Below are 12,510 nucleotides of genomic sequence, written 5' to 3' on the forward strand. Positions count from 1 at the left end.
GGAAGATGATCACCGTGACCGAAGCAACCGCACCCGCGGCAAACCTGAAGCGCCTCTCCGACGAAGGCGTCTCCATCTGGCTGGACGACCTCTCGCGCAAGCGGATCGCGTCCGGCAACCTCGCCGAACTCATCGAGACCAAGCACGTGGTGGGCGTCACCACCAACCCCTCCATCTTCCAGGCCGCGATCGGCTCCGGAGAGGGTTACGAGGAGCAGCTGGCCGACCTCGCCACGCGCGGGGTGACGGTCGACGAGGCCGTCCGCATGATGACGACCGCCGACGTCCGCGCCGCCGCCGACATACTGCGCCCGGTGTACGAAGCGACCGGCGGCCGCGACGGCCGGGTCTCCATCGAGGTCGACCCCCGTCTGGCCCACCGGACCGCCGCGACGATCGCCGAGGCCAAGCAGCTCGCCTGGCTGGTCGACCGCCCGAACGTGATGATCAAGATCCCGGCGACGGAGGCCGGCCTCCCGGCGATCACCGAGGTCATCGGCAGGGGCATCAGCGTCAACGTCACGCTGATCTTCTCGCTCGAGCGCTACCGCGAGGTCATGGACGCCTACCTGGCGGGCCTGGAGAAGGCGCAGGCCGCGGGCATCGACCTCGCGACCATCCACTCCGTCGCCTCCTTCTTCGTCTCCCGCGTCGACAGCGAGATCGACAAGCGCCTCACGAAGGCCGGCACCGACGAGGCTCTCGCCCTCAAGGGAAAGGCGGCGCTCGCCAACGCCCGGCTCGCCTACGAGGCGTACGAAGAGGTCTTCGGCTCCGCCCGCTGGACCGCGCTCGCCCCGTCCGGCGCCCACAAGCAGCGCCCCCTGTGGGCCTCGACGGGCGTCAAGGACCCCGCGTACAAGGACACCCTGTACGTCGACGAGCTGGTCGCGCCCGGCACCGTCAACACCATGCCGGAAGGGACCCTCAACGCCACCGCCGACCACGGCGACATCCACGGCGATGCGGTGACCGGCGGCTACGACCGGGCCCGCGCCGATCTGGCGGCCGTCGAGCGGCTCGGTGTCTCGTACGAGGAGGTCGTCAAGCAGCTGGAGGACGAGGGCGTCTCGAAGTTCGAGGCCGCCTGGGAAGATCTTCTCGACGCGGTGGCGACTTCGCTGCGCGGCAAGGGAGCTGAGGGGGAATGAGCAGGCGTGAGGCGCTTCCCGGTAGTACCCCGCAGGTTGCGGCCACCGCGACGGCGGGATCTGGTGACACGGCCCTGGAACCGGCCGCAGTAACGACGGATTCGGCTGATGTCAGTGGCGACGTGAGTGCCGCGCTCGGTGTCGACCTCGACTGGTCCAACCCGCTGCGCGACCCCCGGGACCGCCGTCTCCCCCGTATCGCGGGCCCCTCCGGCCTCGTCATCTTCGGGGTCACCGGCGACCTGTCGCGCAAGAAGCTGATGCCGGCCGTCTACGACCTCGCCAACCGCGGTCTGCTGCCGCCGGGCTTCTCGCTCCTCGGCTTCGCCCGCCGCGAGTGGGAGGACCAGGACTTCGCGCAGGTGGTGCACGACTCGGTGCGCGAGCACGCCCGTACGGAGTTCCGCGAGGAGGTCTGGCAGCAGCTCGCCGAGGGCATGCGGTTCATCCCCGGCGACTTCGACGACGACACGGCGTTCAAGCAACTGCGTTCCGCTGTCGACGAGTTGGACTCCTCGCGCGGCACCAGCGGCAACTACGCCTTCTATCTCTCCGTACCGCCGAAGTTCTTCCCGAAGGTCGTCAAGCAGCTCAAGAAGCACGGGCTCGCCGACGCGCCGGAGGGTTCCTGGCGGCGCGCGGTCATCGAGAAGCCGTTCGGGCGCGACCTTGCCAGCGCGCGTGAGCTGAACAAGATCGTGCACGAGGTGTTCGACCCGGAGCAGGTGTTCCGCATCGACCACTACCTCGGCAAGGAGACCGTCCAGAACATCCTGGCGCTGCGCTTCGCCAACCAGATGTACGAGCCCATCTGGAACCGGTCCTACGTCGACCACGTACAGATCACGATGGCCGAGGACATCGGCATCGGCGGCCGTGCGGGGTACTACGACGGCATCGGCTCCGCCCGCGACGTGATCCAGAACCACCTCCTCCAGCTGATGGCGCTCACCGCCATGGAGGAGCCGGCCGCCTTCGACGCCGAGTCGCTGCTCACCGAGAAGCTCAAGGTGTTCAAGGCCGTGAAGCTGCCGGACGAGCTGGGCGAGCACACGGTGCGCGGGCAGTACGCGGCGAGCTGGCAGGGCGGCGAGCGGGTGCGCGGCTATCTCCAGGAGGACGGTATCGACCCCAAGTCGACGACCGACACCTTCGCGGCCGTGAAGCTGGAGGTCGACAACCGGCGCTGGGCGGGTGTCCCCTTCTACCTCAGGACCGGAAAGCGCCTCGGCCGGCGGGTCACGGAGATCGCGGTGGTCTTCCAGCGCGCCCCCCACTCCCCCTTCGACTCGACCGCCACGGAAGAGCTCGGCGCGAACGCGATCGTCATCCGCGTCCAGCCCGACGAGGGCATGACCGTGCGCTTCGGATCGAAGGTGCCGGGTACGTCGATGGAGATCCGGGACGTCACGATGGACTTCGCTTACGGCGAGTCGTTCACGGAGTCCAGCCCGGAGGCGTACGAACGGCTGATCCTGGATGTCCTGCTCGGCGACGCCAATCTCTTTCCCCGTCACCAGGAGGTGGAAGAGTCCTGGAAGATCCTCGACCCGATCGAGGGTTACTGGGAGAAGCACGGCAAGCCCGCGCAGTACCCCTCGGGCAGCTGGGGCCCGAAGGAAGCCGACGAGATGCTCGCACGAGACGGACGGAGCTGGCGCAGGCCATGAAGATCGACCTCACCGACACCACGGCAAGCAAGATCAACAAGGCGCTCGTGAAGGGCCGCCGCGAAATCGGCACACCTGCCGTGGGCATGGTCCTCACGATGGTCATCGTGACCGACGAGGAGAACGCCTACGACTCCATCAAGGCGGCCGAGGAGGCCTCGCGCGAGCACCCCTCACGCACCCTGGTCGTCATCAGGCGGGTCGCGCGCACCCCGCGCGACCGCACGAACTCCCGCCTGGACGCGGAGGTGCGGGTCGGTTCGGACGCGGGCACCGGTGAGACGGTCGTCCTGCGGACCTACGGCGACGTGTCCGACCACGCCGACTCGGTGGTCCTGCCGCTGCTGCTGCCCGACGCGCCGGTCGTCGTGTGGTGGCCGGTGGACGCGCCCGAGATCCCGGTCAAGGATCCGCTGGGTGCCCTGGCGCAGCGCCGGATCACCGACATGTACGCCGTCGAGAACCCGCTGCGGGCGCTGGCGGCCCGCGCCGCGGCGTACGCGCCCGGTGACACCGATCTGGCGTGGACCCGGCTGACGCCGTGGCGTTCGATGCTGGCCGCCGCGCTCGACCAGGCCCGTACGAAGGTGACCTCGGCGGCCGTCGAGAGCGAGGCCGAGAACCCGAGTGCCGAGCTGCTGGCCCGCTGGCTGGAGGCCCGCCTCAAGGTTCCGGTCGAGCGGGTCGTCACCGCCGGTCCGGTGGTGACCGCCGTACGGCTGGGCACGAAGAGCGGCGAGATCGTGATCGACCGCCCCGAGGGCCCGCTGGCCACGCTGTCCCTGCCCGGACAGCCCTCCCGCACCCTCGCGCTGAAGGTGCGCTCCACCTCCGAGCTGATCGCCGAGGAGCTGCGCCGTCTCGACGCGGACGAGATGTACGCCGTCGCCCTGCAGGGCGAGGGCACCAAGGAGAACCCCAGTCATGTCTGACTCCCCCAAGCTCACACGGCGCCCCGAGTGGGTGGCCCTGGAGGACCACCGCGCCGGTGCGCTCCTGCACCCGCAGCTGCGCGAGCTGTTCGCCGCCGACCCCGCTCGTGCGGAGCGTTACGTCGTACGGGTCGGCGACCTGCGCATCGACTACTCCAAGCACCTGATCACGGACGAGACCCTCGCCCTGCTCCAGGAACTGGCCACCGCCACCGATGTGTTCGGGCTGCGGGACGCCATGTTCCGCGGCGAGAAGATCAACACGACCGAGGGCCGCGCGGTGCTGCACACCGCGCTGCGCGCCCCGCGCGACGCGGTCGTCGAGGTCGACGGCGAGAACGTCGTCCCGGCCGTGCACACCGTGCTCGACGAGATGGCCGGCTTCGCTCTCAGAGTCCGCTCGGGTGAGTGGACCGGGCACACCGGCAAGCGCATCCGCAATGTCGTCAACATCGGCATCGGCGGCTCGGACCTCGGCCCGGCCATGGCGTACGAGGCTCTGCGGGCCTTCACGGACCGGGAGTTGACGGTCCGTTTCGTGTCGAACGTGGACGGCGCCGACCTGCACGAGGCCGTGCGGGACCTCGACCCGGCCGAGACGCTGTTCATCATCGCCTCGAAGACGTTCACCACCATCGAAACGATCACCAACGCGACCTCCGCACGGTCCTGGCTGCTCGACGGACTGGACGGCGACGAGAAGGCGGTGGCGAAGCACTTCGTGGCGCTGTCGACCAACGCGGGGAAGGTCGCCGACTTCGGCATCGACACGGCGAACATGTTCGGGTTCTGGGACTGGGTCGGCGGGCGGTACTCGTTCGACTCGGCGATCGGTCTGTCCCTGATGATCGCTATCGGGCCCGACCGGTTCCGGGAGCTGCTCGACGGGTTCCGAATCGTCGACGAGCATTTCAAGAGCGCCCCCGCTGAAGCCAACGCGCCTTTGCTGCTCGGCCTGTTGGGCGTCTGGTACGGCAACTTCTTCGACGCCCAGTCGCACGCCGTACTGCCGTACTCGCACTACCTGTCCAAGTTCACCGCGTACCTGCAGCAGCTGGACATGGAGTCCAACGGCAAGTCCGTGGACCGGGACGGCCACCTGGTGGAGTGGCAGACCGGTCCGGTGGTGTGGGGCACGCCCGGCACCAACGGACAGCACGCTTACTACCAACTCATCCACCAGGGCACGAAGTTGATCCCGGCCGATCTGATCGGCTTCGCCAACCCGGTCGACGAGCTGAGCGACGAACTCAAGGCCCAGCACGACCTGTTGATGGCCAACCTGTTCGCGCAGGGCCAGGCCCTCGCCTTCGGCAAGACCAGTGACGAGGTACGTGCCGAGGGGGTGTCCGAGGAGCAGGTGCCGCACCGCACCTTCCGCGGCAACCACCCCACCACGACCGTCCTGGCAGCCGAGTTGACCCCCTCGGTCCTCGGCCAGCTCATCGCCCTCTATGAGCACAAGGTCTTCGTACAGGGCGCCATCTGGAACATCGACTCCTTCGACCAGTGGGGTGTCGAGCTGGGCAAGGTCCTCGCCAAGCGTGTGGAACCCGCCCTCACCGAAGGCGCCGACGTGCCCGGCCTCGATCCCTCCACCGCCGCCCTCGTGGCCGCTTACCGCACTCTCCGGAAGAAGTGAACTGACATGCAGCTCGGACTCATCGGCCTCGGCAAGATGGGCGGCAACATGCGCGAGCGGATCCGCCGCGCAGGCCACACCGTCCTCGGATACGACCGCAACCCCGACCTCGCCGACGTGAGCAGCCTCGCTGAACTCGTGAGCAGGCTCGAAGGCCCGCGTGTGGTGTGGGTGATGGTGCCGGCGGGTGCCGCGACCCAGTCCACCATCGACGAGCTGGCCGTGCTCCTGGAGCCCGGCGACGTCGTGGTGGACGGCGGGAACTCCCGCTGGACCGACGACGAGAAGCACGCCGTCGAACTCGGCATCAAGGGCATCGGCTTCGTCGACGCCGGCGTCTCCGGCGGCGTCTGGGGCCTGGAGAACGGCTACGCCCTGATGGTCGGCGGCGACGCCGAGAACATCGCCAAGGTCCAGCCGGTCTTCGACGCACTCAAGCCCGAGGGCGACTTCGGCTTCGTGCACGCCGGCAAGGTCGGCGCGGGCCACTTCTCCAAGATGGTCCACAACGGCATCGAGTACGCGATGATGCAGGCCTACGCCGAAGGCTGGGAGCTCCTGGAGAAGGTCGGCTCCGTCACCGACGTACGCGAGGTCTTCCGCTCCTGGCAGGAAGGCACCGTGATCCGCTCCTGGCTCCTGGACCTCGCCGTCAACGCCCTCAACGAGGACGAGCACCTCGACAAGCTCCGCGGGTACGCCGAGGACTCCGGCGAGGGCCGCTGGACCGTCGAAGCGGCCATCGACAACTCCGTGCCACTGCCCGCGATCACCGCGTCGCTGTTCGCGCGGTTCGCCTCGCGGCAGGACGACTCGCCGCAGATGAAGATGGTCGCGGCCCTGCGCAACCAGTTCGGCGGCCACGCCGTCGAGTCCGCGAAGTAACCGCCATGGGGGACCTTCTGCTGGTCCGCCACGGCGAAACCGAGTGGAGCGTGTCGGGCCAGCACACCAGCTGGACCGACCTGCCCCTCACCCAGCGCGGCGAGGAACAGGCCAAGTCCCTCGCCCCGCTGCTCGCCGACCGGACCTTCGCCCTCGCGCTCACCAGCCCACTGGGCCGCGCGATACGCACCGCGGAACTCGCGGGCCTGTACGGGGCCGTACCCGAACCCGACCTGCACGAATGGGACTACGGCGCGTACGAAGGCATCACGACCGTCGAGATACACCGCACCCGGCCCGACTGGTACCTCTGGAACGACGGGGTACCGCCCGGCCCCTCGGGCCACCCCGGCGAGTCCCCGACAGAGGTGGGACAGCGCGCCGACCGCGTGCTCTCCCACATCGACACGGCACTCGCCGAAGGCGACGTCGTCCTCGTGGCACACGCCCACTTCCTGCGAGTGCTCGCCGCCCGCCGCCTCGGCCTCCCCGCCGCGGACGGCCGCCTGTTCCAGCTCGCGACGGGGACGGTCAGCCGGCTGTCCATGGAGCACGGGCGTCCGGTGATCGCTCAGTGGAACGCCAGAGGGAATTGAGGATTTCCGCCCTAGGAGCGCTTCAACGCCCCGGTCGCACCGCGTGCTGCGCGGCAAGCCGTACCGGGGCGTTCTGCGCGCCGTAGCCGCGGTAGCCGCCATCGCGCTGGACGAGTTCGAAGAAGACTCGGCCGACGGTCTCCGTGTAGCAGTGGCGGAATTCGCCGTCGGTGTCGCGGTCGTAGAGGATGCCGAGTTCGCGGTACGTCGCCAGCTCGGCGTCGGTGAACTCGAAGCGGGCGGCGAGGTCGTCGTAGTAGTTGGCGGGCATCCGGAGGATTCGGCCGCTGGCGTCGCGGAAGCAGCGGGCGGCGGTGACCACGTCGTCCGTGGCGAACGCGATGTGCTGGGCGCGGGCGCCGTCGTCGCTGGGGGCCGGGCCGACGGAGAGGGCGATGCGGACGGTGCCGTCGGAGTTGGTGACGGCGCGGCTGCGGTGCAGGCCGTAGGGGTCGGCGACGTCGACGCTCTCCTGCGCGCTCAGCCCGAGCACGCTGTGGTGGAAGAGGGCTGCCTCGTCGAACTGGTGCCAGGGCTGGGTGAGGGCCAGGTGGTCGATGCGGGCCACCCGCCGCGGGTCCGGGCCGTGCTCCACCGGCTCGAAGTCGCTGGTCCAGGTGGGGTGTTCGGGTCGGCCGGGGGCAGCGAGCTCGTTGGAGGCGCAGAAGAAGAGTTCGGTGCCGTCGGGGGCGGCCACCGCGTCGAGGGGCGCGTCCTCGAGAGCGCGGCGGCGCGGCAGGACGGGTGCGAGGAGGGATTCCGCGCGCCGGGCCGCGGCGGCAGGGTCCGGGGACTCCAGGCCGATGGCGGCGAGCGCGGTGCCGTCGCGCCGAGCGGCCGGACCGGTGTTGACCAGGACACGGGCCTCGCCCTGCTGCCAGAGGTCCACCGGTTTGCTGCGGTGCCTGGCCGTGCGGGTGAAACCGAGGGCGCCGAGGACCGCGGAGACCGGTACGACGTCGGGTGTGACGAGTTCGGCGAAGGCCACGCCGGTGGGGACCACGGGCGCGGGCGGGGTGGCGAGACCGGTCTCCTCCTGGAGTACGAGGAGGGAGCGCCGGGCGTCGACGGCGGTCGGTCCGGCCTCCGCCTGGCGGAAGACGTCGTTGAAAACCTCGAGGGAGAGCGGCCCCTGGTATCCGGCGCGCACCACATGCCCGAGCAGCCCGGCTATGTCGAAGCCGCCCTGGCCCGGGAAGCAGCGGTAGTGGCGGCTCCACTGGAGGACGTCCATCGCCATCAGCGGCGCGTCGGCCAGTTGCAGGAAGAAGATCTTCTCGCCGGGGATGTCCTCGATGCCTTTGGGATCGGAACCGCGGGCGAGGATGTGGAAGCTGTCCAGGCAGGTGCCGAGGGAGGGGTGGTCCGCGGCCTCGACGATGCGCCAGGCATGGTCGTACGTGCTCACGTGGCGTCCCCAGGCGAGCGCCTCGTACGCCACTCGGATACCGAAGTCCTGTGCCAGGTCGGCCAGTTGGCGCAACTGCCCGGCCGCGAGCGCGTCGTCGTCCACGGCGAGCGGCGAGACGCTGGAGCACACCAGCACGGTGTCCGCGCCCAGCCGCCCCATGAGCTCGAACTTGTGCCGCGCCCGCCGCAGATTGCGAGCGAACTCCTCCTGTGGCACGGCCTCGATGTCCCGCATCGGCTGGTACAGGTCGATGCTCAGTCCGAGGTCGGCCGTCCGCGCCCGGATCTCCTCGGGGAGGAGCGGGCTGGCAAGCAGATCGTTCTCAAAGATCTCGACTCCGTCGAAGCCGGCCCTGGCAGCAGCCGTGAGCTTCTCGGTCAGAGACCCACTGAGCGAGACGGTGGCAATGGACGTACGCACGTTGTCACTCCTTCGTTGTCGCTTCACCGGCACGGCCCTGAAGGGACACCGCCGCAGGAGCGCCCCTTCAGGGGCGCGGGGAACTGCGCGAGAAACCCCCACCGACCCGCACCCGCCACCCTCACCACAGCCACCCCACCCATAAGGCGCCCCCTCAGCTCCGCGCACCGGCCGCACCGGCCGCACCCGCGGCCCCCGCCAGCCCGGCAATGTCCGCCAACATCCGCCCGCTGTCGGGTTCCCGCCCGGTGAACAACCGAAAGGCGTCCGCAGCTTGGAAGACGGCCATGCCACCACCGTCAAGAACGGCGCAGCCAACCGCCCGAGCCGCACGCAACAACTCGGTCTCCAACGGCCGGTACACAACCTCGGCAACCCACAACCCGGGGTGCAACAGCGAGGCGGCAAACGGCAGCCCGGGATGCCCAGCCATCCCCGTGGGCGTGGCATGCACAACGCCATCGGCGCCGGCAAGCAGCGCCCCGAGCAAGTCCGGCGAAGCAGCGGCGGCCCGCCCCTCACCGAAATGCCGGTTCAGGGAGACGGCAAGACCCGAGGCCCGGTCGGGCACCGCGTCGACGACGGTGACATGCCCCGCCCCCAGAGTGAGGACGGCGTGCGCGACGGCAACCCCCGCCCCGCCCGCGCCCAGCTGCACCACCCGCTCCAACGGCACGTCGGGCAGCCCGCGCGCGAAGGACGCCGCAAACCCGGTGACGTCCGTGTTGTGCCCGATCGCGCGGCCGCCCTCGAAGACGACGGTGTTGACCGCGCCGAGCGCCTCGGCCCCCGGGGCCAGCTCGTCAAGGTGGGGGATGACCAGCTGCTTGCAGGGGTGGGTGATGTTCAGGCCGTCGAAGCCGAGGTCGCGGGCGGCGCGCACGAGGTCGCCCACCGCCTCCGGACCGACGCCGAGCCGGTCGATGTCGATCAGCCGGTACAGATAGCGCAGTCCCTGCCGGTCGGCCTCACGCTCATGCAGCGCCGGGCTGAGCGAGGGGCCGATTCCGGATCCGATGAGGCCGACGAGATAGGAGTTCTGGGGCACGGCGGGCCTCCGGGAGCGGCTGGCTAATGTACGAACTGGTTCGTTAGTCATATCAAGCCGCCCGCCGGATGGGAAGGGGCAGGCATCGAGGCGCCCGCCGTCGGACCCTGCTTCTAGAATCGCGGGCACTGACCCATCGCCCGAAGGAACCCGATGACCAGCGTCGAAGAACCGGCACGACCGAACGGGCGCACCCGTGACGCCGCCCGCACCAAGGCCGAGATTCTCGACGTGGCGACCGTGGAGTTCGCTCGGGCCGGTTACGCAGGCGCCCGGGTCGACGAGATCGCCGCCCGCACCCGCACCACGAAGCGGATGATCTACTACTACTTCGGCGGCAAGGAGCAGCTGTTCACGGCCGTCCTGGAGCGCGCGTACTCCGTGATCCGGCAGGCCGAACAGGAGCTGGACGTCGAGCACCTGGACCCGATCGCGGCCATCCGCCGGCTCGCCGAGCTCACCTTCGACCACCACGAGGCGCATCCCGACTTCATCCGCCTGGTGAGCATCGAGAACATCCACGAGGCCGAGCACATCGCGGCTTCCGAGGAGCTCGGCAGGATCGGCTCGCCCGCGCTCGACGTGATCCGCCGCATCCTGGAGACCGGCCGCAAGTCCGGAGTGTTCACGGCCGACGTCGACGCCGTGGACCTGCACGCGATGATCAGCGCGTTCTGCTTCTTCCGGGTCGCCAACCGGCACACCTTCGGCGCCCTCTTCGGCCGTGACCTGGTCGCCCCCGACCAGCGGCAGCACTACCGGACGATGCTCGGCGACATGGTCATCGCCTACCTCACGGCGGACCGCTCGGCGGACTGAGAGCCCCCTGAGCCGGACCGGCCCCGGACCAATTCGGGGAAGATCCCTCGACGCGACCTCTTGACACCCGGGAAACGTGCGCGCAACATCCGTAGCCATCCGCTACTAACTATCCAGTGGGTTAATTAGCCGGGGCGCCCAGCAGTCCAGCAGACGCGCCCCCGGAACGGCCGACCCGCCATCCCAGGGCCCCGGCACCTCTCCCCCTCCGCCACTCCCGTCCCCGGAGTTCCCCAGAAGGAGCACGCCGTGTCCGTCCCCGCCGCCCCGCTCGACGCGCCACCCGGCCAGCCCAGGAAGGCCGCCATGGCCGCCTGGATCGGCAGCGCCCTGGAGTACTACGACTTCTTCATCTACGGCAGCGCCGCCGCCCTGATCTTCCCCAAGGTCTTCTTCGACGAGTCGGACCCGGCAACCGCGACCCTCCTCTCGCTGGGCACGTTCGGTGTCGCGTACGCGGCCCGCCCGGTCGGCGCGCTGTTCCTCGGCCACTTCGGTGACCGGGTGGGCCGCAAGAAGATCATGGTCTTCACGCTGATCCTGATGGGCCTGTCGACCTTCCTCATCGGCTGCCTGCCGACCCGCGACCAGGTCGGCGGCCTCGCCCCGGTCCTGCTCGTCCTCTGCCGCGTCCTCCAGGGCATCTCCGCCGCCGGCGAGCAGGCCAGCGCCAACTCGATGACGCTGGAACACGCGCCACCCAACCGGCGCGGCTTCTTCACCAGCTTCACCCTCAGCGGCACCCAGGGCGGCCAGCTCCTCGCGACCCTGGTCTTCCTCCCGGTCGCCGCGCTGCCCGAGGAGCAGCTGCTCTCGTGGGGCTGGCGCATCCCGTTCTGGGCCAGCGTCGCGGTCGCCGTCGTCGGCTTCGTCATCCGCCGCACGCTCCAGGAGACCCCGGCCTTCACTCAGCAGGCCGCGACCGAGGGCGTCGCCAGGCTGCCCCTCGCCATCCTGTTCCGCGAGCACTGGGCGGACGTCCTGCGGGTCGTCGGCGGGGCACTCATCGCCTCGGTCAGCACGATCTTCACGGTGTGGGCGCTGGCCTACGGGACGAGTGACTCGGTGGGCCTGTCCCGCTCGCAGATGCTGTGGGTGGGCGCGCTCGCCAACCTGGCCGCGCTCGGCGCGATCCCGCTGTGGGCCAAGCTCTCCGACCGCATCGGCCGCCGCCCGGTCTTCCTGGTAGGCGCCGTAGGCAGCGCGATCATGATGTTCGTCTACCTGTGGGCCATCTCCACGGGCTCCTACCCGCTGATCCTGGTGCTCGGCATCGTCACCTTCGGCATCGTCTACAGCGCGGCCAACGGTGTCTGGCCGTCCTTCTACGGCGAGATGTTCTCCACCCGCGTCCGGCTCTCCGGCATGGCGATCGGTACCCAGATCGGCTTCGCGGTCGCCGGGTTCGCCGTCACCTTCGCCGCGCAGATCGCGGGCCCGGACGGCGACGACTGGTCGTCCGTCGCCCTGTTCACCGCGGCCCTGTGCGTCCTGCCGGTCGTCGCCGCGCTCACCGCCCGCGAGACCCACAAGGTGCCGACCGAGCAGCTCGGCGAGCGCCCGGTTCACGAGCCCGCGGGACGGGAGACGGTCGCGGCCTGAGCCCGCTCTCTCTCGCTCCCCAAGTCCCCGGCGCCCGGCAGGCGTTCGGGGACTCGGGTGTTCCCCCGGAGTCCCTCCGGCCATGGCGGCGCTCCCGTCGACTACCGTTGCCCGATCACACGAGTGGCGCCCTGCCCTGAGCTGGGCCGACGGACGCGAGGGGCGGTGCACGAGCGTGGGGCGGGACGGATGGATACGGGTCCCGGTCGGGGACGACGCGGCCCGGTGGGCCACGCGCGGGCACAGCCACCGTGTGCTGCTCGTCGTGCACAACGTCACGTCCGCCACACGACTCCTGGACGTCCTCCCCCTGTTCCACGACGACTTCCGGGTG

General features: G+C 69.9%; 10 protein-coding genes. 8 read left to right on the forward strand and 2 right to left on the reverse strand.

What is annotated here, in order from left to right:
* The first annotated feature begins 5 nt into the window (after positions 1-5).
* From tal to OG246_RS36685, 6 genes are all read left to right on the forward strand, one after another.
* Positions 6-1,151: a transaldolase gene (tal, locus tag OG246_RS36660; RefSeq protein ID WP_266473097.1), complete on the forward strand. Its 1,146-nt coding sequence runs from the start codon at positions 6-8 to the stop codon at positions 1,149-1,151.
* 122 nt (positions 1,152-1,273) lie between these two features.
* A complete protein-coding gene (gene zwf / locus OG246_RS36665) occupies positions 1,274-2,821 on the forward strand; it encodes a glucose-6-phosphate dehydrogenase (RefSeq protein WP_266473098.1) in 1,548 nt (515 codons plus the stop codon).
* Complete coding sequence (opcA, locus tag OG246_RS36670) at positions 2,818-3,753, forward strand: glucose-6-phosphate dehydrogenase assembly protein OpcA (protein WP_266473099.1); 936 nt, start codon at positions 2,818-2,820, stop codon at positions 3,751-3,753. Before zwf ends, opcA begins: the two co-directional genes overlap by 4 nt.
* A complete protein-coding gene (gene pgi / locus OG246_RS36675; RefSeq protein ID WP_266473100.1) occupies positions 3,746-5,395 on the forward strand; it encodes a glucose-6-phosphate isomerase in 1,650 nt (549 codons plus the stop codon). The genes opcA and pgi overlap by 8 nt, the downstream gene beginning before the upstream one ends.
* Positions 5,396-5,401: 6 nt before the next feature.
* Positions 5,402-6,280 carry a phosphogluconate dehydrogenase (NAD(+)-dependent, decarboxylating) gene (gene gnd / locus OG246_RS36680; RefSeq protein ID WP_266473102.1) on the forward strand — a complete coding sequence of 293 codons (879 nt, stop codon included), beginning with the start codon at positions 5,402-5,404 and terminating at the stop codon, positions 6,278-6,280.
* A gap of 5 nt (positions 6,281-6,285) precedes the next feature.
* A complete protein-coding gene (locus OG246_RS36685) occupies positions 6,286-6,876 on the forward strand; it encodes a histidine phosphatase family protein (protein ID WP_266473103.1) in 591 nt (196 codons plus the stop codon).
* Between the two features lie 22 nt (positions 6,877-6,898).
* Here the strand turns inward: OG246_RS36685 and OG246_RS36690 are convergent, their stop codons facing one another.
* Positions 6,899-8,707 carry a bifunctional sugar phosphate isomerase/epimerase/4-hydroxyphenylpyruvate dioxygenase family protein gene (locus OG246_RS36690; protein WP_266473104.1) on the reverse strand — a complete coding sequence of 603 codons (1,809 nt, stop codon included), beginning with the start codon at positions 8,705-8,707 and terminating at the stop codon, positions 6,899-6,901.
* Between the two features lie 154 nt (positions 8,708-8,861).
* The gene (locus tag OG246_RS36695) at positions 8,862-9,755 is read right to left on the reverse strand and encodes a shikimate dehydrogenase (protein WP_266473105.1); all 894 of its coding nucleotides are present in this window, start codon (positions 9,753-9,755) and stop codon (positions 8,862-8,864) included.
* Positions 9,756-9,908: 153 nt separating this feature from the next.
* Here OG246_RS36695 and OG246_RS36700 point away from each other — a divergent pair, with 153 nt between their 5' ends.
* Together OG246_RS36700 and OG246_RS36705 are read left to right on the forward strand one after the other, a co-directional pair.
* A complete protein-coding gene (locus tag OG246_RS36700; RefSeq protein WP_266473106.1) occupies positions 9,909-10,574 on the forward strand; it encodes a TetR/AcrR family transcriptional regulator in 666 nt (221 codons plus the stop codon).
* A 249-nt stretch (positions 10,575-10,823) separates the two neighbouring features.
* Positions 10,824-12,176, forward strand: a complete 1,353-nt coding sequence (locus OG246_RS36705; RefSeq protein WP_266473107.1) for an MFS transporter — start codon at positions 10,824-10,826, stop codon at positions 12,174-12,176.
* Positions 12,177-12,510: the final 334 nt, after the last annotated feature.

The sequence above is a fragment of the Streptomyces sp. NBC_00620 genome (genome assembly GCF_026341825.1).
Taxonomy (GTDB): Bacteria; Actinomycetota; Actinomycetes; order Streptomycetales; family Streptomycetaceae; genus Streptomyces.